Raw genomic sequence first — 20,750 nt, 5'->3', positions numbered from 1 at the left:
CAACGAATAATTACCCGATATATGCGAATGTGTAAATAGTTTCTTTTCCCTTATTTATATGAAAAGGGGAAGTGTGCGGCTTCCCCTTACATTAAATAATGGTTACAAGTATAAAATGGAGTTAGCACTTGCATTACACACTATTTAACGACTTAAATTTATGAAATTTAAAGCTAATTATGGCATCAACATATTCTTAATTTTACTACTTCTTGTGCAATCCTCTAAGGCTCAGCAGCCTCAACCGATTATCAACGCATCTCTTACAGGTGTTGTATTAGACAGCTTGACAAAAGGGCCTTTGGGCGGAGTAACTGTACAGTTGGAAGGAGTAACACATAAGGTTAAAACTGACATTGAAGGTCGCTTTGAATTTATTACGGGGCAGAAATTACCTGTTACGCTTCTTGTTTCCTTCGTAGGCTATGCATCCAAAAAGCTTGTAGTGGATCGATCTCCTATTGTAATTTCTCTATCTCGGAAAATTAATGATTTGGAGCAGGTGCTTGTCACTTCGCGTCGCAGGACTGAGAAAATTCAGGATATCCCTATTCCTGTCTCACTGGTGAAGGCATCTACCATTGAAGATGTGGGTGCTTTTAACGTAAGCCGTATCAAGGAGGTTGTACCTACAGTACAGCTATATTCATCCAATGCACGCAATACTACCTTGAATATCCGCGGGTTAGGATCTACTTTTGGACTGACCAACGATGGAATAGAACCTGGGGTGGGCTTTTACCTAGATGGTGTATATCTGGCACGTCCGGCGGCTACGGCATTGGACTTTATTGATGTAGAGCAGATTGAAGTGTTACGTGGTCCACAGGGAACGTTATTCGGTAAGAATACTACTTCCGGGGCTTTTAACATTACCTCACGTAATCCTTACTTTGAGCCGCAGGCATCTTTTGAGTTGAGCTATGGTAATTATGGCTTTATTCAGGCAAAGGCTTCTTTGACAGGGCCGCTGTTGAAAGACAAGCTAGCTGCACGCATTTCATTTTCCGGCACACAGAGAGACGGATTGTTTTACAATGTACATTCCGATCGCAAGATCAATGACCTTAATAATTTGGGGCTGCGTGCTCAACTGCTGTATACCTTCTCGGACAACCTCAAAATATCTTTGACGGCAGATGTGACTAAGCAGCGACCTGATGGCTACGGATGGCCTATTGCCGGCATAGTAAAAAATCAGCGTTCAGCTTATAGACAGTTTGAAACCATCATTCAAGATTTGGGGTACACCATCCCTTACCAGAGCGCTTTTGAAAGAAAGGTGGATTTAGATACACGTTCGAAAGCCGACAATGAGCTTGGGGGGATAGCCTTAAATGCAGATTATAAAGTAGGTAATGCTACGTTGACCTCTACCACGGCTTGGCGCTATTGGGATTGGGTGCCGCTGAATGATCGAGATTATCTGGGAATTCCCGTGTATACTATTTCATCAGGTAACTCCACTCACCAGCAGTGGTCACAGGAGTTTAGGTATTCGGGACAGATTAACGATAGATTGAGTGGGGTGGTGGGCGTATTTGGCTTATGGCAGGATTTGAAGACCGACCCCGTCCATACGGAAGAAGCAGGAGATGCGCTATGGCGTTTTCAGCAAAGCAGTCCTTCCGCGACACAATGGGGGCCAGGCTTGATACACAATGTGGGTATTCGCACTGTTTATGGAATTAAAAGTACAAGCTTGGCGGCATTCGGTCAGCTGGATTGGGCTATAACGGACAAGCTACATCTATTGCCAGGCGTGCGATACAACTACGATCGAAAAAAGACTAACTACAACCGAAAAAAATATATAGAAAACGATATAGCCTATACGGATCAGCAGTATGCCGCGGTGAACAGTATTTATTCGGATCAGGCATTTGACATTGATGCCGATGCCGATAACTTTTCTGGACAGCTTTCTTTACAATACAGGTTTACGCCGAACTATAATGCCTATCTTACCTATTCCAAAAGCTTTAAACCAATAGGTATAAATGTGGGGGGATTACCGGTTGTTGAGGGGCGTGTAGCTACGGAGTTGGCAGAGGTGAAGCCGGAATCGGTTAATCACTATGAGATTGGTGTTAAGACTTCACCTACCAGTAACGCTTTGTTGAATATCACCCTTTTTTCTACCCACATCAGCGATTTCCAGACGCAGGTGCAGACACCCGATCCGGGAGTCAACAGGGGATATCTGGCCAATGCCGAAAGGGTACGGGTACAAGGATTGGAGATTGACGGAAGCTGGAAGGCCAATAATAATTTAAAACTTAACGGAGCATTCGCTTATACGGACGGCAAGTATATTTCTTTTACGAACGCTCCCGTACCTTTGGAAGAGGTAGGAGGAGCTGAAGCCTTTAAAGATATTTCAGGTGGAGTGTTACCTGGTATATCCAAATGGTCTTGGACGTTGGGACCTGAAGCGACGTTAAGAGGCACTTTATTATCCTTACAGGGCAACTTTTTTCTCGGGGCTGATGCATTTTATCGATCTAAATTTTCTTCAAGCCCTTCGCCATCACAATTCCTGAATATTGACGCTTACACATTGGTTAATGGTAGGGTTGGATTTCGTGCTGTAAATGGTCTCTCATTTTTTGTGTGGAGCCGAAACCTAACTAATAAAAATTACTATGAGCAGCTGTTGGCAGCTCCTGGCAACTTCGGTCAGTATGCAGGGGTAGTAGGTGAGCCCCGAACCTATGGAATAACATTAAGATATAATCTAAAATAAAATACGATGAGTGAAAAGGTACAAGTCTTGGATGTACAGCTGGAAAAAAGCAAAAAGTCTATATCTTCTATAGTTTTAATCATCTTGGTGCTTAAGGGTGCCATACTCTTTTACTTTGCGTATCTGCTGAAGGAGGCCTACATACAAGGAGAAATGCATTTTGACTATACATTTTTGTTTTTTATCGTGGCGGGCTTTGTGGCACAGCTTATTGATGGAGCTTTAGGCATGGCCTATGGTGTGAGCTGTACTACGCTGTTGTTAAGCCTAGGTATATCTCCAAAGTTAGCCTCGGCCAGTGTGCATACCTCCGAAATTTTCACAACAGGTGTGTCTGGCTTATCACATATCCGCTTCAAAAACTTGGATAAAAAGCTTTTCGTGCGCATCGTCTTTACCGGTGTTTTGGGGGCCACGCTAGGTGCCTATATATTGTCCGACGTGTTGGATGGTTCGACGTTAAAGCCCCTAATTTCTGTGTATTTGATTTTTTTGGGTGGATATTTGATTTATAAAGCCCTTCGGAAAAAAGATAAGCATAAGCCTAAAACTAAATATGCACCTTTATTGGCTCTGTTTGGTGGATTGCTGGACGCCATAGGTGGAGGAGGGTGGGGACCTATCGTCACTTCCAACCTTTTAAGTCAGGGGCATAATCCTCGAAAGACCATAGGTACAGTAAATACCGCTGAATTCTTCGTGACTTATTTTGCAACTGCAGTATTTATCTTTCTGCTCGGCGTACAACATATTGACATAGTTCTTGGTTTGGTGTTGGGAGGCGTGCTTGCAGCTCCAATAGGAGCATATGTCGCATCCAAAGTCAATTCCAAAATCTTGCTCATCCTTGTGGGTGCATTAGTGATTATCACCTCTTCCGTAAATGTTATTAGCCTACTCATCAAATAAAGTTAAAACCTATGAAGATCATGGATAATAATTTGTTAGATCCTTTTTATCCTAATGCGGATTTCGTCATTCTCTATAGCATCTGCTATAAGTCCCGAATGTGTAACTAACCTATATTTCCATTAGGAAAATCATCATAACAAACTTCTTCGAATGTTCGGACAGCATATAAGTCTGTCTGAAGTAAGATTTATTTACTTTAAAATTTGGTATTATGAATTATAAGTGGGTGTTTTTTTACGCTCTTGGAATACTATTGTCTTTATTTTTTGTTCATCCTTTGGCCATAGCACAGGAAACAAAACCCATTATCAATGCTTCATTGATAGGTACCGTTATTGACGTTGTCACCAAAGAACCCATTGAAGGAGCTACCGTACAGTTAGAAGCTGTTACGCACAGTGTGAAGACGGATAAGAGGGGAAGGTTTCAATTTGTCACAGGACAAAAGTTACCTTTCACTGTTGTGGTAACTTATGTAGGCTATGAAACCCGCAAATTAATCATTCGGGAGTCGCCGACAACCATAGAGTTGCATCCTTCGGAGAAGACTATAGATGAGGTTGTTGTGGTAGGATATGCAACTTACGAGAAGAAGAATGCCATAGGCTCCATTGAAAAGGTGAAAGCCGAAACATTGCGAGACATTCCGGCAGGTTCCTTTGATGAGCAATTGCAAGGTAAGGTTTCGGGAGTACAGATTGCACAGAATACAGGAGTGCCGGGAGAGGCTTTGAATATCAGGTTAAGAGGAGCTACGTCCATTAATGCGAATAACAATCCCTTATATGTTATTGATGGAATCTTTATTAACGGAGAAAGTCTTCAGACTATCAATACCGGAGGGAAGGCTACTTCTCCTATAGCGGACATTAATCCATCGGATATCGAATCCATAGAAGTGTTAAAAGACGCTGAAGCTACAGCTTTATATGGCTCTCGCGGCGCAAATGGAGTGATTCTCATCACTACTAAGAGAGGTAAGTATTCCCAATCTACAAAGATAGATCTGAATCTATATAGTGGAAGAGCCAAAGCTATAAGACTCTGGGAACTTACAACAGGGGAAGAGCATGCTATTCTGGTAAACGAATATTTCAGAAATATAGGGAAAGAAGAGCCCTTCCGCCCTGTATCGGAGGGAGGACGTGGGTTGCCTTCTGAGCAGCAGACATATGACAGACTTTCGGAAGCTTTCCGTACGGCGGGACTTTACAATGCCGATATAGCGCTGTATGGAGGAGGTGAAAATACTACCTATTATATTGGTGGTGGTTATAACAGCCAAGAATCTATTTTGCGCCCTATATCGTTCGGCCGTACCAGTTTCCGTGTCAATCTCGATCAGGGTGTCAATGCACGTGTAAAGATAGGTGCGTCCAACGCCCTGTCACGGACGACCAGAAATCAAGGACGTGCAGGAGATGGCCCCCAAGGTGGAATTCTTCAGGCAGCACTTCACACACCGACCTACTTGTCTCCCTATAATGCAGAGGGAGTATTGGTAGGAAGAGCTGGATTCGACAACCTGACGTTGCTGTTGGAAAACTATGACGTCACCAATAAAAGCCTTCGTTATATTGGCAATATTTATGGGGAGCTGCAAATCCTGCCTTCCTTAAAACTGCGTTCCACTTTTAGTGTAGATTACAACAATTACAATGAGCGCGAATATTGGAACAGCTTACTTATAGCGGGAAGTCCGGATGGTTTGGCGACGTCTGCCATTACGCAGGCAACCACATGGATCAACGAGCAGACGCTGACCTTCCGCAAGAAAATTGACGACCGTCACAGCTTCGGCGTGCTGGTAGGAAACACTTTGCAGGAAACTTCTTTCGAACTTACTTCAGCGAGTGGTAGAGGCTTCGCCAGCAATAGCTTCAAGTTGATAAGTTCGGCTGCCACCACCACCAGTTCTCAGGACTGGGATAAGTTTACCCTTGCCTCCTTCTTCGGAAGAGTCGACTACGGATACAAGAATACCTACCTCATAGATTTCTCCATCCGTGCGGATGGATCATCAAAATTTGCCAAAGGAAGGCAGTGGGGGTATTTCCCTGCTGTAGGGATAGCATGGCACATCAAGAATGAAGGTTTTCTGCGTGATGTGGAATGGGTTAGCGAGCTGAAGTTACGAAGCAGTTACGGCGTGACAGGCAATCAGAACGGTATCAACTCTTTCGCCTCGCGTAAGCTGTGGTCAGGACTTAATGCCTCCTATCAAAATGTTGCAGGAATATCACCGGAAAGTTTAGCCAACGAAGAACTCAGCTGGGAGAAAACAACTCAGTTTAACATCGGAGTGGATGCTTCCATCTTTAAAAATAGCATCAACCTATCCATCAATTATTACAACAAGTACACAAAGGACGGGTTGCTGACCAAGGTACTTGCAGCTACTACAGGGTTTCAGAGTTATATAGACAATGCCGTAGAAATCTCCAACAAAGGATTTGAATTTTCTCTCAGCTCGAACAATATTAAAACTGCTCATTTCTCATGGACTACGGCGTTCAACATTGCTCGTAATGTCAATAGAATAGAGAGGTTGGAAAGTCCTATGAATTTTGGAAGCCGTGATTTAATTCTTTTCAAAGAAGGCTATCCTATGTATTCGTTTTGGGTATATAACCAGCTTTATGTAGATCCTGAGACGGGAAATGCCGTTTACGAAGATGTGAATAAAGATGGAAAAATCACTACGGATGATCGTCAGATCTTAGGCAGCATATGGCCAGATTATTTCGGAGGATTTTCCAACAGCTTTAATTATAAAGGATTTGACCTTAATGCCTTCTTCTCTTTTTCGGTAGGTAACAAAGTGTATAATCATAATAGGTTTTTCGGAGAGGGAGGCGGTGCCAGAGATGCGGCACGTGTTATCTTCGCTTCTAACCTGGCACGTTGGCAGAAGCCTGGTGACATTACCGATATTCCTAAAAGCGATGGCGTAAATGTAAATAATTACTTGGATGGTGGTGGACGGTGGTTGGAAGACGGCTCTTACTTGCGCTTTAGAACACTTAGCCTAGGATATAATTTTAGTAAAAATAAAAATCCTAAGCTGCCATTCGGCAAACTCAGAATATATCTACAAGCCAATAATCTATTTCTGTGGACGAAATATAGCGGACTGGATCCGGAATCGGCAGCTAATGCAAGTGCTAACCAACAGGGTATAGACTTGGGAACGCCACCTCAGCCTCGCAGTTTTCAACTAGGTGTTAATCTAACATTATAATGAAATGAAAAACGTTATCTACATATTCTTTTTGTTTGGGTTGACCGCTTGCACTTCCTTCCTAGAGGTAGAGCCCAAATCCTCGATCTCAGGAGAATCTGTTATCGTGGACGAAACATCTGCCAAGGCGGCATTGAACGGAGCATACAGTGCCCTTCGTGATTATTATAGCGTAAACTATCAGTCTATCGCTTATTTATCTGGCGACAACATAGAATGGACAGGCTCCCAATCGCAAGTGCAGGAATTTATCAATCACCGTGTGAAGCCTGAGAATCCAACCATTTCTTCCACTTGGTCAGGAATCTATAAGACTATCAACAGAGCTAACAGTATCATCAAAACGTTGAAGACCATCTCGTCAGAAAGTATATCCACTACAGTAAGAAATCAGGTGCTGGGGCAAGCATTGGCCATACGAGGATTGGCTTACTTTGACTTGGTACGTGTATGGGGTGGGGTGCCTATCATTACAGAACCGACAGATAGGGTAGGGCAAAATGTAGGGATTCCGAGGGCTACGGCAGAAGAAACATACTTACAGGTCCTGTCCGACCTTAATGAAGCGGAAGGGCTGCTCCCCTCAACTACCGATCGCTTCAGCATTACCAAAAAGACCGTTCAGGCACTTAAGGCCCGCTATTTTCTCTATCGTAAGGAGTGGCAGCAAGCACAAGCTTATGCTTCTCTGCTTATTGATGATCCGGAGTATGAGTTGGTAAATCCTTATTATAATTTTTTTGTCGACAATGTAGTAGGAACAAAAGAATCAGTTTTTGAACTGTTTTACAGTGCTAATGAATTAAATCCTCATCGCGGACAGTGGCAGCCCCAGAATAATGGCGGTACGCGGCAGTGGGCTCCTAATGCCGCTTTGGTGACACTGTTGAACGACCCAACCAAGGGAGGAGCACGTAGTGCTTTAATCGCCAAGGATAACCAAGACCGATGGTATGGAAACCTCTATTATCGCAGTCCGGCCACAGACCCAACTTATATCGTACGTATAGCAGAGCTCTTCCTTATCCGTGCGGAAGCTCGGGCACAGCTGAACCAGATTGAGGTAGCGCAGCAAGATCTGAATAGGGTTAGAAGTAGAGCTCAGCTTCAACCATTGAACTTTGAGAGCAAGGAGGATCTGCTCATAGCTATCGAGGAGGAAAGACGCTTGGAATTCGCCTTGGAAGCACATAGATGGTTCGACCTAGTGCGTACAGGAAGAGCTAAGAGCGTCTTGGGTTTTACCGAAGATTATAAGCTGCTGCTTCCTATTCCTTATAGTCAGATTCTTGCAGACCATGTATTGAAGCAAAATCCCGGTTACTCACTATAAAAAACAATACCTATGTCACGAGTAAAAAAAATATACGCAAGTAATAGTTTTAAAGACATCCTTTTACGGATATCTTTGTTGTGGATAGTATTGCTGAGTATCCCTATCCAGCAGGACTTTTATTCTATCCTGTTAAGCTTGAGCTGGCAGTATCTTTTGATAGATTTTTATAATCTGGTCACCTTTCTTCCTCATTTTTTTGACAAGAACTCCACGATATTGGATTGGACTATCTATCTAGGCATAGCTGTGGCACTGGCCTTGTTGTGGCGAAGCAGGCAGCCTCATCTGGAATTGAACAAGTGGTACTATTACCTACGCATTTTTTCGCGATATAAACTTGCTTCGATTCTATTGGTTGCAGGCTTTCTGAAAGTTTTTCCTCTGTATGTTCCGGAGATTTCTCTGAGCCATCTTAACACTGGCTATGGCTATTTTCAGCATTGGAAGCATCTGTTGTTGAGTCTGTCTGCCGCTCCAGCCTATCTTGTCTTCCTCGGCATTGTGGAGGTTGCTGCGGCCATCCTTTTATTATTTCGAAGGACAGCATTTCTTGGCGTAATCTTCATCATCCCCTTTTATGGCAATGTTTTCTTGGCAGATCTGGCGTATGAAGGTGGTGATTTTCTTGTTTCTACCTATATAGTACTGCTGTCGTTGCCCGTATTTGTGTATGATTTGGGGCGTCTTGGAAGGTTGATCTACCATAAGGCCTTTACGCAGCCTGCAGCTTGGCATTTGGAGTGGAATCATTCGCGATGGAAGAAGGTAAGGGTTGTGGGTAAGATCTCCTTTGCAGTGGTTTTTTTCTTTGTGGTGGGATTCAAAAGTTATTCTGCCTTTCGGCAGCAGCAAAACCTTTTTTACCCTCAACATAAAGGTTTGGAAGGCATTGTAGGAAAATATTGGGTGAAAGACTTTGTACTGAACGGAGATACCATAGCTCCTTCACCTTTTGAGAATGGAAGGTGGAAAGATGTGGTCTTCGAAAGGTGGAATACATTGAGTATTCGTGTGAACGAAAGCATCGTGGTCGAGGAGCCGGCAAGTAGATTGTGGCCGCGTCAAGACAGCCTACGCAATTACGAATATACACAGGTGGGTGACCGGCTGTATTATACTTTTCAATTTAGTGAGCAGGATTCCATACTTACTCTAGCTAATAGAAATAAGCATTATATCGCTGATAGCTATAGATTCCAGCTGTCACAGCCCGACAGCAATGCCGTACTACTAAGAGGAACCAACGGTCGAGGGGACTCCCTGCAAGTTCTTCTGGTAGATGCAAAAAAGAAATATTTATTGGAAGAAGTCAAGAAAGTAGGAAGAAGAAAAGTAGGGTATAAACTCTAACCAAATCAAATCTGTAAAGTTATGTCTAAGAAAAAAATAGATACAGCAGTAATCAATCATGACACTTCTTATGTCGACAGGAAGCAGTGGCCACAATGGCAACGTATATTGTTTCGCATAAGCTTTATATTTTTCATTCTTATTGCTATCCCCAATAATCCCCATTGGTATACCCATGTGTGGAATATAGACTGGTGGAATCTGGACTACCGCGATTTGTATGATATATGTCGTTTTGGTTCGGGAGTCAATTATTTCGGCACCACTACGTTTGGAGCACGTCTGCTCGGTTACAGCATATGGGTGAACACCTTGATCTTTGCAACGATAGCAGGTCTTTTATGGACTCTCATAGTCAAAATTCTTAAAAGGGAGCGTAAGGAATACGAGAGGTTATACTACTGGCTTAATGTTATTGTCCGTTACCGTGCGGGGCTAGGGATTATAGGCTTTGGTTTTACGAAGCTGTTTCCTGTGCAGATGCCTTATCCTTCTTTGGGATTATTAGATACGGATTATGGTGACTTGACAGCCCAGAAAATTTTCTGGTTGTCCTTTGGGATAGTGCCGTGGTACCAAGTGTTTGCTGGAGTATTGGAGGTTGGTGCGGGAGCGTTGTTGTTTTTCCGCAGAACCGTAGCAATAGGAGCGGCATTACTTGTGGGGGCCTTGGGAGCCATAGTGGTCGTAAACTTTGCCTACGATGGTGGTGTGCACGTTTATAGTTCCTATTTCGTGCTGTTAAGTCTTTTCCTCCTTGTACCCTACTATAAGCCTTTCTATAAGGTTTTCGTCAAAGAGATTCCTGCGCAGGTATCGTTATTTTTTCCTGTCTTTGCTACGCCCTTGCAGGTTGTTAGATATAGCTTAAAGGCGCTAACTATCTTCTTATTCATTGGTGTTTTTTTTTATCTGCAATACTTGGATTTCCGTTATGATCCTTATAAGCAGCCCTCCACGGCAGGATATAAGGCCTTCCGCGGCAATTATGCTGTTAGTGAGTTTAAGCTCAACGGTGTAGAACACCCTTACGATCCTCTGGATACTGTAAGATGGCAGTCAGCCACCTTTGAAAAATGGTCTACGTTGACCTTCAAAGTTCACCGTCCTCTGCCTTTGGATTTATCCAACGGTGGCGGTGATCCTAAAAGAGATGTCAACCGTACTTTCGAAATTTCGGGAGTGGCGGGTGGTCAAAGAGCTTTTCACTATTATATAGATACAGTAACCCAAACACTTTACCTTGAGGATAAGTACAAGCCCATTCCGGATGAGCGCAATAAGACGGCAGATTCAGGAGGAGACAGAGGGGTACGTAACTATATATCCCTGAATGACATGAAGATAGATAGTCCTACCATATCATTGGAAGAGTGGATTCCGGCCGAGGTGAAGCGGCGTTTAGGAAATGAGGCAGATTATGTTCATCCTAAGGCCCGAACCACACGTAGGCTGCGTGAATTTGCTAAAGCGGATGAATTGGCAAAAAGAGAGATAAGACAACGATTCGTCGTGCGCTATACCATACAAAATGATGGGGAGCGAGTAATTTTACGTGGTGTTGATGAAAATAGAGATTCCTTGTATGTGGTGTTGGATAGGGTAAAAAAAGATTACAAGATTTCTCCGGGAAAATTAGTTGCTGGACAGTATGAATAAGATATCTTCGTTCTTGTTTGTCGTAGGGGCATTACTTTTGGCGATAAGCTGTTCAGACCGGCAAGCAGAGAATGTATCTTATGCTGCTCCTTCCGGAGAAGGAGAGTGGAAAGAAAATCTGGACCTTTATCAGAAAACATGGCCTCAAAAGTTCGGTATTGGCAGGCAAGCTTCCAAGGAAAGGATAAAAAAATGGGATATCGATGTCAATCCGCAGGGGGAGAGGTTGCCAAAAGGAGAGGGACTAGCGAGCAGAGGAAAGGAAATTTATTTGGCTAAATGTGCTTCCTGTCATGGCAAAAACGGTCATGAAGGACCATATGATCAACTTGTCGTTACAGACACTTCCAAGCGCAATACCATTGGTAATTATTGGCCCTATGCTACAACAATATTCGATTATGTGCGCAGAGCTATGCCTTTCAATGCTCCCGGCTCCCTTAGTGACCAAGAGGTCTATGATGTGACTGCCTACCTTTTATATCGGAATAAGATTATTGAGGAAGAATATCCTGTGAATGCCAATACCCTTCCCCAGATCGAGATGCCTGCAAAGTCTCGTTTTGTGCTGGACGACCGTAGAGGAGGAAACGAAATCAAATAATATGATTAGAATGGACACAAAAGTATATTGGAGAAGGCTTTTTAAGCGTTGGATGGTGGGTGTTCTGCTGGGCGTAGCAGTAGCTTTTGTAGTGGTAAAAATGTGGAACAACCGAATCATCGAACCAGACAAGGACACCAAAATTGTGGTGGATCCCTCGAAGGTGCAGGGGCGTGGCCCTGATAAGGCAGGTTATCGCTCTAAATATGAACGTCTGCAGAAGATTACATCGACAACAGCGGCCCGTACACCACTTCAGGATCTGTATGGCACCATTACACCTTCAGATCTTCACTTCGAAAGGCATCATGCCGGAATACCGGAAATAGATCCAGAAAAGCACGAGCTCCTCATTCACGGCTTGGTAGAACAACCTTTGGTGTTGAAGCTGAAAGATTTAAAAAGATATCCTTCGGTAACACGCATTTGTTTTATAGAATGTTCGGGGAATTTTAGATATGGAAAAAGGGAAATGACACCACAGGAAGTTTGTGGGCTTACCAGCCAGAGTGAATGGACCGGGGTGTTACTCTCTACCATCCTTGAGGAAGCCGGTATTAAGCCTCAAGCGGAATGGTTTCTTGCTGAGGGAGCAGATGGCGCTTTGATGGCCCGTAGTGTACCGCTCAAAGAAGCTTTGGCAGAAGCGATGATAGCTTATGCACAGAATGGAGAGCCGATACGACCGCAGCAAGGCTACCCTATGCGATTAGTGATTCCGGGGTTCGAAGGAAATACACAGATAAAATGGCTGAGGAGAATAGAACTTTCTGAAAAGCCTTTTATGACAAGGGAAGAAACATCAAAGTACACAGAAAAGATAGCAAAGGGTAAGATCAGGATGTTCAGCCTTGTCATGGATGCGCGATCTATTATAACCTATCCTGCCTATCCTAAAAAGATAGAAAAAGGATGGCACGAAATAAGGGGCATTGCCTGGAGTGGAAGAGGAAAAATAAAAAAGGTGTTCATAAGTACGGATAATGGTCGTAAGTGGAATGAGGCGCACTTGCAGGGACCTGTTCTGGAGAAAGCACATACCGCTTTTCGATACATGTGGAACTGGGATGGAAAACCTACTCGTATCCTAAGCAAGGCCATTGACGAAACAGGATATATTCAGCCCACCTATAGCCAACTGGTGAAAGCTAGAGACTCAAAAGGAGGCTATCATTTCAATCCTATAGTGGGTTGGGATATAGAAAAGTCAGGAGAAGTTTTCTTGGCTGACGTAAAAGATATAAAATGAAGAATTTGATTATTTTTATATAATGGCAAAATACGATGCGGTCATAGTGGGCAGTGGCCCCAATGGACTTGCAGCTGCAATAACCTTGCAGCAGCAAGGGCTATCGACATTGCTTGTCGAGGGTTCGGACACCATAGGAGGGGGGCTGCGCACGAAAGAACTTACCCTGTCGGGGTATAAGCATGACGTCTGTTCGGCTATACATCCCATGGCTATGGCATCTCCTTTCATGCGGTCTTTACCTTTAGAGGAGTATGGGTTGTCTTTCACCTTTGCCAGATATGAGGCGGCTCATCCCCTATTAAGGGAAACCGGGGCCGTGCTATCCAGAAATCTGGAAGAGACCATACAACAGCTTGGTGATGATGGGAAGCTCTACCGTAGCCTCATACAAGAAGTTGTAGACCGCTGGGAAATATTAGCAGAAGATACAATGGGTCCCCTACTGTTTCCGAAGGATCCTATACTGTTGGCATCGTTTGGATGGAAGGCTGTGCTACCTGCCTCATGGGTCGCTTCACGATTTAAGACGGAGAGAGCTAAAGCCTTGTGGGCAGGCATGGCAGCCCACGGTATTCAACCGCTCAGCAACTGGACCACGTCGGCCATAGGGATGGTGTTGATGGCGGTAGGGCATAGGTTTGGTTGGGCTATTCCTGTCGGGGGATCTCAGAGCATAGCTGATGCCTTAGCGACCTATTACCTCAAGTTGGGAGGAGAGATTCAGACAGAGGTGTGGGTGAAGGACCGTGCCGCACTACCCGATCATCGACTTCTTATTCTAGATCTCACCCCTAAGCAGATACTTTCCATCAAGGGTTTGAATTTTACATCCTCTTATGAGCGTCAACTCAGGAAATATAGACAAGGGATGGGGGTGTTTAAGGTGGATTGGGCCTTGTCGGAGCCTACTCCCTTTACGGACTTACGAGCGAGACAGGCAGCCACAGTACACATAGGCAATACTTTTGCTGATGTTGCCCGTGCGGAGCGTGAAGCTCACGCTGGAAAGGTTGTGGATCGCCCTTTTGTGCTTTTTGCCCAACAAAGTCTGTTTGACCGAAGTAGGGCTCCAGAACGCAAACATACAGGATGGGCTTACTGTCACGTTCCCAATGGAACAGAATATGATTACACCGACATTATTGAAAATCAGATCGAGCGTTTTGCTCCTGGCTTTAAGGATACTATTTTGGCACGCCATACGTACGGCCCTAAGGCGTTGGAAGCCTACAATCCCAACTACATAGGAGGAGACATTAATGGTGGTATAATGGATATAGGTCAGCTCTATACACGACCGACACGCTCGTTGACACCTTACCGCACTGCGGACAGTTCGGTATACATATGTTCGTCAGCCACCCCTCCCGGAGGAGGTGTTCATGGTATGTGTGGATTTCATGCTGCACGAACAGCACTAAAAGATCATTTTGGTATCATCATTAATTTGCCTTAATATGAAAAAGATAATATTGGCCGGAGGTACAGGGAACGTCGGCAGAGTGCTCAGTGAGGAGCTTCTGAGGCAAGGTTATGAAGTCATTATACTGAGTCGAACGACTAAATCTTCCAACCGCCAGAACCTCTCTTACGTGCTTTGGGATGGTGAACAGTTGGGGGAATGGATGTCGGTATTGGAAGGGAGCGATACTTTAATCAATCTTTCAGGGCAAAGTATCCAATGTAGGTTTACCGAGAAGAACAGAAGGACGTTAACCTCTTCACGCATAAAGCCTACATACATCTTGGGAGAGGCCATTCGAGGATTGAAAGAACCTCCGCGATTATGGATAAACATTTCCGGAACTTCTATTTTTGAGGGCCTTGAGCAGCTTAGCGATGAGGAGAGCACTCGTTTTGCAGATACTTTCTTAGCCAACCTTGTCAAGGAATGGGAAAAGACTTTTTTTATGTTCCACTTGCCCGCCACAAGGCAGGTTTGTTTGCGGCTGAGTCCCGTGTTGTCCAAGGATTTTGGCATGTTCAAGGAATTGAATCTGCTGACAAGATTCGGATTGGGGGGTAAGGCGGGAAACGGAAAACAGTTGATAAGCTGGATCCATGAGGTGGACCTAATAAATTTGGTGCTATGGATTATCCATCATCGGGATCCGTCGTCGCTCTATCATGCTTGTGTTCCTCTGCCGGTAAGCAATAAAATCTTCATGAAGGAACTGCAACGTGTTAATAAAATTTCTTTTGGACTGCCTTTGCCGGCCTTTCTAGCCAAAGTTGGTGCCTACTTTAAGGGGGTAGAGAGCGACATGATTTTACAGACTAATGCAGTATCTTCCAGCAGAGCAGTACGTGAAGGGTTTGTTTTTAAATTTCCAACGATTAAAGAAGCATTTTTAGAACTAACTAAACATATACACTAAATTATGTCAGAAAAGAAGATTGTCATTACAGAAGATTGGGTTGTTGTCATCTTGGGGTTGGGAACGATTTTTTTAGCTTTGGCAGGAATTATCGTTCCGAAGCCTACCTTCAGTTGGCCCTCCTGGACAGAATTAAGTGAGAAGATTTTTTCGGCTCAAAACATCATCAACTTACTTACTCAGTTTGGAGCAGTATATGCCATAGCACTGCTTGGGGCTATATTGCTTGGTAAGTCGGTAAAATCTTTGCTTGTAGTGTTTCCTTCGGTAGCGGTGCTGACGGTGTTAGCCTTGTTGCTGGCAGGAAACAGTACAGTGAAAGATTATAATTTGGAAGCTGTCATCTTTGCTTTGGCCATAGGGCTGCTTATTAGTAATATTTTTTCTTTGCCTTCTTGGTTTAGGGAGGCTCTCAACACGGAGATGTATGTTAAGATAGGGTTGGTCCTGTTGGGCACTACAGTCATCTTTGGGGATATTTTGAAAGCCGGGGCTTTGGGATTGATACAGGCGCTAGTGGTAGTGCTTTCGGTATGGTATTTCGCCTTTTGGGTATGTAAGAAGCTTAAGATAGACAAGGAGATGTCTCTGATGTTGGCTAGTGCTGTATCTATTTGTGGCGTGTCGGCAGCTATTGCTACTTCCGGAGCTATAAAGGGGGACAGCAAGAAACTATCCTATGTTATTTCTTTGGTGCTTATAACAGCGATACCTATGATGATAGGAATGCCATACCTAGCAGAATGGATGGGGCTATCCGAGGCAGTGACAGGAGCGTGGTTGGGAGGTTCCATAGATACTACGGGAGCTGTAGTGGCTTCCGGCTCTTTGGTAGGAGATGAAGCTTTGAAGATTAGTACTATAGTGAAGTTTTCTCAAAATGTGTTGTTGGGAATAGCAGCCTTTGCCATCAGTATCTATTGGACTTATTCTAAGTCTGTGGACGAGGAGACGAAGAAAGATAAACCTACCTTGCGTGTAATCTGGGAACGTTTTCCCAAGTTTGTTTTGGGGTTTGTCTTTGCCTCCTTACTTTTCTCCTTCGTAATCTCTCCGGAGACTACGAATCAGGTTAAAGACAACCTGAAGAGTCTACAAAATCTTTGGTTTGTGCTGGCCTTTACCTCTATAGGTCTGGAGACAAACTTCAAGGATCTGTTTCAACAAAGCAACAAAAAGCCTTTATATGCGTTTTTGATAGCGCAGTCTTTTAATATTGTCATTACGCTTCTTGTGGCGCTAATTTTGTTTAGATAATTTATGGAAATAGCCATGTTGGGACATCTTCATAATACATAAAGCATATATGAGCGAAAAGGAGTTATTGGACAGATACCGTGCTACAGGAAGTGTAGAAGTGTTGGGCAAGCTGTATGCTCCTTATATGTCGTTGCTTTACGGTGTGTGTTATAAGTATCTGCAGGATGCCGAGCGCAGTCAGGATGCGGTGATGCAAATTTTTGAAGAGTTAATAGATAAGTTAAGGACACACGAAGTAAAAAGTTTTAAAAGCTGGCTTTATGTATATGCTAAAAACTTTTGTCTAATGCAGCTACGTAAAGACAAAAGGTTTGAGAAGGTAGATATTGAAGATAACCTTTATGAAAGCGAGAGAAAGCTAAGTGCTGAGGGGGAGACAAGATGGGAAGAGCATGATTTTGAAATGCTGGAATATTGTCTTGAAATGTTGAATGCGGATCAGCAGCGTTGCGTACGTCTTTTCTACCTAGAGCAAAAATGTTATAAGGACATAGCCGAGGAGACGGGGTTGGACTTAGGGAAGGTGAAGAGTGCCATCCAGAATGGCAAGCGCAACCTCAAAATATGTATGGAGAACAGAAAACATGGAAAATAATTACCAATTATCTCGTATTCACAATTACATCCACGACTTGATGAGTCGGGAGGAGATGCATGCGTTAGAACGCGAGGCATTGGAAGACCCTTTTTTGCAGGACGCGATAGACGGGTATAGGATGCAGCAGGGAGTAGATGCCAAGCAGCTGAGTTTGCTGCAGCAGCGGCTTACCGCACGTGTAGACTCCTTGGCTGGGGAACGCAGCAAGCGCTTCTATAGCTGGCAGCGCCTTGCTGTGGGTATGGCTGCCGGTGTTATGTTTTTGATAGTTTGTATCTTGATATTGATGCGACATCTACCTAACCAAAATACGGCGGACTTGACGGAAGTAGAGATTATGCCGGTCAAAGAGTATGTGGTACAGGTTATACCTTCTGCCGGTGACGCCCAGCCGGTGCAAGGGTGGCAGCATCTTGAAGGACGTATTGCTAAAGGGTTAGAAAATAAGACTGTTGAGGAGGGAGAGAAGCATGTTCGCCTACTTTTTGATGAGAGAGGGAAGCTTACAGTTTCTAACGTGAGAAATGGACTGCTAAATCAAATTTTTGAAGAGGAGGAATGGAAGGGTAAGGAAGCTGTATTCTCTCTGAAGGTCAATGCCAAAAAGTAGAAATGTCATTTCAAGCGTATAGGTAATATTCCTATACGTACTCGAAATGACATTTCTTATTATTCTTCCCAGCGGATCTTATCTTCTATACTTCCGCGTACGGGCTCACGAGTGTCCATATTGTGGTGTCCCATATAGAAGATACCTATACATTTCTGGTTTTCTTTAAGTCTTAGGAATTCTCCTAAGTGGTTGATAAGTCCAGGTGTTGCCCAGTAACCACCTATTCCTAAGGAATGTGCTGATAGCCATATATTCTGTACAGCACAAGCTGTGGCTGCCAACTCTTCCCACTCAGGCACATCTCCAGTGTAGTTGACGATGATGGCTATGGCCACGTTTGACATGGTTGCCTTCTTAGCCATGTTTTGTTCTCCCTGCTCTGTGTATTTATCGGCAGGGGTAACCTGTCTGTAGATGCGTGCCAGCTCATTTCCCAAACGTTGAAGACCTTCCTTGCGGAAGATGACAAACCGCCACGGTTGAGTACGTTTATGTGTTGGTGCTGCATTTGCAGCTTCCAAGATGGTGAGGATATCCTCCTTGGAAATATCTTGATCTGTAAAACTGTTTTGTGATACAGTTCTACGGAATTTTATTGCATTTAAAACTTCGTTTGACATAGTATATTATTTAAGCTCTTTCTTCCCAAAGTGCAGCGATATGCAGTATTGTTTTTACGGCTTTTTCCATATCTTGGATACTTACCCATTCCATTTTTCCGTGGAAGGCATGTCCACCAGCGAAGATGTTAGGACAAGGTAAACCCATAAATGAGAGGCGTGAGCCGTCGGTGCCTCCGCGTATACTGCGACGTTCGGGTGTCATGCCTGCTCTTCTGATAGCTTCAAGCCCTATTTCCATGATTTCCGGATATTGATCCAGCACTTCTTTCATATTGCGGTACTGCTCTTTTGTTTCGAATGTATAGGAACAGCCCGGATATTGTGCTAAAATCTTTTGGGCTATGCTTTCCAGTTCTGCTTCATGGCGTGCCAGGTTGGCAGTCACATGATCCCGGACGATAAAGTTTATCGTAGCTTTCTCTACCGATCCCGAGATATTGGTAGGGTGTATAAATCCTTCTTTATCGGAAGTACTTTCCGGCGTTAGACGATCTTTTGGCAGCGCTTCAATGATTTTTGCTGCAATTTTAATGGCGCTTTGCATTTTCCCTTTAGCAAAGCCGGGATGTACCGAAACACCATGTATGGTCAATGTGGCGGCATCCGCCGAAAATGTTTCATCTTCTATGGTGCCGGCTTTCTCACCATCCATCGTATAGGCGAACTTTGCACCCACACGTTCGAGATTAACGAAGTCGACACCACGTCCTATCTCTTCATCCGGAGTGAAGAGGATTTTGATGTCACCGTGTTTTATATGAGGGTTTTGCAGCAATATTTTTGCGGCTTCCATGATTTCTGCCACGCCAGCCTTGTCGTCAGCACCTAGCAGCGTAGTGCCTGAGGCCGTAATGATGTCGTTGCCGATTTGTTCGGCAAGGTCTTTATGTTCGGCGTAACGGATAACCACGCTCTTATCATCGGGAAGTACGATATCCTGACCTTGGTAATTGCGGTGCACGATAGGTTTTACGTCTTTTCCCGAGCAGTCAGGAGAGGTGTCCACATGTGAACAGAAACATATTGCCGGAACGTTTTTATCCGTATTGGAAGGGATTGTCGCATAGACATATCCATTTTCATCTAGTTCTACGTCTTTTGCTCCCAAAGCTGTAAGCTCCTCCACTAACATTTTGCTAAGGTTCAGCTGTTTAGCTGTAGAAGGGAAAGTAGCAGAATTAGGATCCGATTGCGTATCTATTTGCACGTAACGCATAAAGCGCTCTGCAACAGACATATCTTTTATATCATTGATAACAGAAAAATCCATCTTTTAAATTATTGCTTTACAAATGTAGGAAAAGAAATACTCCCTAGCGTATCGTTAGTGTCAAGAAATGGGAAAACAAAGGGAAGAGCAACTCTTCCCTAAGAAATTATTTTTGTTTTTGTTGGTCCACCCATCCGAAAACGTTTTGCAGGATGCTGGAATTGCGTGAACCACCTATATTTTGTCTGATTTTTAGTTCTTCATCGGCGACTTTCACAAAAAGGCCGTCAATGGCTTTTTGGGTGACGTAAGCGTTGAGGTTTGTCTCTACTTTCGTCGTGGCGATAGGGAGGTTGTTGTACGCTGTTGTAAGCTGTGTCCAGTAAGTGCTTACATTATTTTTTCCCAAGGCTGCCTTCACTATAGGGCTAAACTTCTGTGTGAGCTCGTTGGAGGTGGTGCGTTTGAAGAAGGTTGTCGCTGCATCTTGCTGGGGTCCTAACAAGATGTTGAAGGCGTCGGTCACTGTCATTTTGGTCAATGCATTGACAAAAACGGGAGCAGCTTCCTTTACTGCCGATTCTGCAGCACGGTTTAGACTCAAGATAAAGTTGTCCACCAGCTTGCCCATACCTACGGAGCGCAAGGCCTGTTCTACCTTTTGTGCTTCTTGAGGCATCAAGATTTTCACTACGGCGTCTCCAAAGAAACCGTTTGTTGCGGATAAGGTTTTTATGCTGTTTTGAAGGCCATTGTTTAGGGCTTGCTTGATTCCGCTGACAGCTTCTGTTTGGCTTATCGTAGAATCTTTTGCTGTAGTGCCAGGGGTAGCTTGCGGCAAGGTGCTGGCCATCTGGCTCATAGCCTCACAACCTGACAGCAGAGGTAGAGCCGCGATGCTTAGTGCCAAGTAGGATAATTTTTTCATTGCTTTTGAATTTGTTATACAAAATTAAAAAAACAAATGA

General features: G+C 44.0%; 16 protein-coding genes. 13 read left to right on the top strand and 3 right to left on the bottom strand.

What is annotated here, in order from left to right:
- Positions 1-160 precede the first annotated feature (160 nt).
- From ABD873_RS11010 to ABD873_RS10950, 13 genes are all read left to right on the top strand, one after another.
- Positions 161-2,746, top strand: coding sequence for a TonB-dependent receptor (locus ABD873_RS11010; protein WP_345068299.1), 2,586 nt, complete (start codon positions 161-163; stop codon positions 2,744-2,746).
- 6 nt (positions 2,747-2,752) lie between these two features.
- Positions 2,753-3,655 (top strand): sulfite exporter TauE/SafE family protein, encoded by a 903-nt coding sequence (locus ABD873_RS11005; RefSeq protein WP_345068297.1) that lies wholly within the window; start codon positions 2,753-2,755, stop codon positions 3,653-3,655.
- Between the two features lie 214 nt (positions 3,656-3,869).
- A complete protein-coding gene (locus ABD873_RS11000) occupies positions 3,870-6,899 on the top strand; it encodes a SusC/RagA family TonB-linked outer membrane protein (RefSeq protein ID WP_345068295.1) in 3,030 nt (1,009 codons plus the stop codon).
- Positions 6,900-6,903: 4 nt separating this feature from the next.
- On the top strand, positions 6,904-8,232 hold the full coding sequence (locus ABD873_RS10995; protein ID WP_345068293.1) for a RagB/SusD family nutrient uptake outer membrane protein: 1,329 nt from the start codon (positions 6,904-6,906) through the stop codon (positions 8,230-8,232).
- 12 nt (positions 8,233-8,244) lie between these two features.
- Entirely contained in the window at positions 8,245-9,585 is a 1,341-nt protein-coding gene (locus ABD873_RS10990) for a hypothetical protein (RefSeq protein WP_345068291.1), read from the top strand.
- Positions 9,586-9,606: 21 nt separating this feature from the next.
- Positions 9,607-11,244, top strand: coding sequence for a hypothetical protein (locus ABD873_RS10985; RefSeq protein ID WP_345068289.1), 1,638 nt, complete (start codon positions 9,607-9,609; stop codon positions 11,242-11,244).
- Positions 11,237-11,848 (top strand): c-type cytochrome, encoded by a 612-nt coding sequence (locus ABD873_RS10980; RefSeq protein WP_082021743.1) that lies wholly within the window; start codon positions 11,237-11,239, stop codon positions 11,846-11,848. The genes ABD873_RS10985 and ABD873_RS10980 overlap by 8 nt, the downstream gene beginning before the upstream one ends.
- A gap of 10 nt (positions 11,849-11,858) precedes the next feature.
- Positions 11,859-13,097: a sulfite dehydrogenase gene (gene soxC, locus ABD873_RS10975; RefSeq protein WP_345068287.1), complete on the top strand. Its 1,239-nt coding sequence runs from the start codon at positions 11,859-11,861 to the stop codon at positions 13,095-13,097.
- Between the two features lie 22 nt (positions 13,098-13,119).
- Entirely contained in the window at positions 13,120-14,556 is a 1,437-nt protein-coding gene (locus ABD873_RS10970) for a phytoene desaturase family protein (RefSeq protein ID WP_345068285.1), read from the top strand.
- A 1-nt stretch (position 14,557) separates the two neighbouring features.
- The gene (locus ABD873_RS10965) at positions 14,558-15,478 is read left to right on the top strand and encodes a TIGR01777 family oxidoreductase (RefSeq protein ID WP_345068283.1); all 921 of its coding nucleotides are present in this window, start codon (positions 14,558-14,560) and stop codon (positions 15,476-15,478) included.
- A 3-nt stretch (positions 15,479-15,481) separates the two neighbouring features.
- On the top strand, positions 15,482-16,735 hold the full coding sequence (locus ABD873_RS10960) for a YeiH family protein (RefSeq protein WP_345068281.1): 1,254 nt from the start codon (positions 15,482-15,484) through the stop codon (positions 16,733-16,735).
- 49 nt (positions 16,736-16,784) lie between these two features.
- The gene (locus tag ABD873_RS10955; protein WP_345068279.1) at positions 16,785-17,333 is read left to right on the top strand and encodes an RNA polymerase sigma factor; all 549 of its coding nucleotides are present in this window, start codon (positions 16,785-16,787) and stop codon (positions 17,331-17,333) included.
- Positions 17,323-17,946, top strand: a complete 624-nt coding sequence (locus ABD873_RS10950) for a hypothetical protein (protein WP_345068277.1) — start codon at positions 17,323-17,325, stop codon at positions 17,944-17,946. The genes ABD873_RS10955 and ABD873_RS10950 overlap by 11 nt, the downstream gene beginning before the upstream one ends.
- A 59-nt stretch (positions 17,947-18,005) precedes the next feature.
- On the opposite strand, the gene ABD873_RS10945 is transcribed toward ABD873_RS10950, so the two are convergent.
- From ABD873_RS10945 to ABD873_RS10935, 3 genes are all read right to left on the bottom strand, one after another.
- Positions 18,006-18,569, bottom strand: a complete 564-nt coding sequence (locus ABD873_RS10945) for a nitroreductase family protein (protein WP_039052710.1) — start codon at positions 18,567-18,569, stop codon at positions 18,006-18,008.
- 10 nt (positions 18,570-18,579) lie between these two features.
- Complete coding sequence (gene pepT, locus ABD873_RS10940) at positions 18,580-19,842, bottom strand: peptidase T (RefSeq protein WP_345068275.1); 1,263 nt, start codon at positions 19,840-19,842, stop codon at positions 18,580-18,582.
- 106 nt (positions 19,843-19,948) lie between these two features.
- Positions 19,949-20,710 carry a DUF4197 domain-containing protein gene (locus tag ABD873_RS10935; RefSeq protein WP_345068272.1) on the bottom strand — a complete coding sequence of 254 codons (762 nt, stop codon included), beginning with the start codon at positions 20,708-20,710 and terminating at the stop codon, positions 19,949-19,951.
- Positions 20,711-20,750 lie beyond the last annotated feature (40 nt).

Origin of the sequence: Sphingobacterium thermophilum (assembly GCF_039541675.1) — a bacterium.
Lineage (GTDB): Bacteria > Bacteroidota > Bacteroidia > Sphingobacteriales > Sphingobacteriaceae > Sphingobacterium > Sphingobacterium thermophilum.
Note: the sequence above shows the minus strand (reverse complement) of the source record. Positions and strands in the feature narration are given on the sequence as shown.

What these genes read in the sequence shown, in the direction of transcription:
- ABD873_RS11010 (WP_345068299.1), top strand. Translation starts at nt 161, where the DNA reads ATGAAATTTAAAGCTAATTATGGCATCAACATATTCTTAATTTTACTA.
- ABD873_RS11005 (WP_345068297.1), top strand. Translation starts at nt 2,753, where the DNA reads ATGAGTGAAAAGGTACAAGTCTTGGATGTACAGCTGGAAAAAAGCAAA.
- ABD873_RS11000 (WP_345068295.1), top strand. Translation starts at nt 3,870, where the DNA reads ATGAATTATAAGTGGGTGTTTTTTTACGCTCTTGGAATACTATTGTCT.
- ABD873_RS10995 (WP_345068293.1), top strand. Translation starts at nt 6,904, where the DNA reads ATGAAAAACGTTATCTACATATTCTTTTTGTTTGGGTTGACCGCTTGC.
- ABD873_RS10990 (WP_345068291.1), top strand. Translation starts at nt 8,245, where the DNA reads ATGTCACGAGTAAAAAAAATATACGCAAGTAATAGTTTTAAAGACATC.
- ABD873_RS10985 (WP_345068289.1), top strand. Translation starts at nt 9,607, where the DNA reads ATGTCTAAGAAAAAAATAGATACAGCAGTAATCAATCATGACACTTCT.
- ABD873_RS10980 (WP_082021743.1), top strand. Translation starts at nt 11,237, where the DNA reads ATGAATAAGATATCTTCGTTCTTGTTTGTCGTAGGGGCATTACTTTTG.
- soxC (WP_345068287.1), top strand. Translation starts at nt 11,859, where the DNA reads ATGGACACAAAAGTATATTGGAGAAGGCTTTTTAAGCGTTGGATGGTG.
- ABD873_RS10970 (WP_345068285.1), top strand. Translation starts at nt 13,120, where the DNA reads ATGGCAAAATACGATGCGGTCATAGTGGGCAGTGGCCCCAATGGACTT.
- ABD873_RS10965 (WP_345068283.1), top strand. Translation starts at nt 14,558, where the DNA reads ATGAAAAAGATAATATTGGCCGGAGGTACAGGGAACGTCGGCAGAGTG.
- ABD873_RS10960 (WP_345068281.1), top strand. Translation starts at nt 15,482, where the DNA reads ATGTCAGAAAAGAAGATTGTCATTACAGAAGATTGGGTTGTTGTCATC.
- ABD873_RS10955 (WP_345068279.1), top strand. Translation starts at nt 16,785, where the DNA reads ATGAGCGAAAAGGAGTTATTGGACAGATACCGTGCTACAGGAAGTGTA.
- ABD873_RS10950 (WP_345068277.1), top strand. Translation starts at nt 17,323, where the DNA reads ATGGAAAATAATTACCAATTATCTCGTATTCACAATTACATCCACGAC.
- ABD873_RS10945 (WP_039052710.1), bottom strand. Translation starts at nt 18,569, where the DNA reads ATGTCAAACGAAGTTTTAAATGCAATAAAATTCCGTAGAACTGTATCA.
- pepT (WP_345068275.1), bottom strand. Translation starts at nt 19,842, where the DNA reads ATGGATTTTTCTGTTATCAATGATATAAAAGATATGTCTGTTGCAGAG.
- ABD873_RS10935 (WP_345068272.1), bottom strand. Translation starts at nt 20,710, where the DNA reads ATGAAAAAATTATCCTACTTGGCACTAAGCATCGCGGCTCTACCTCTG.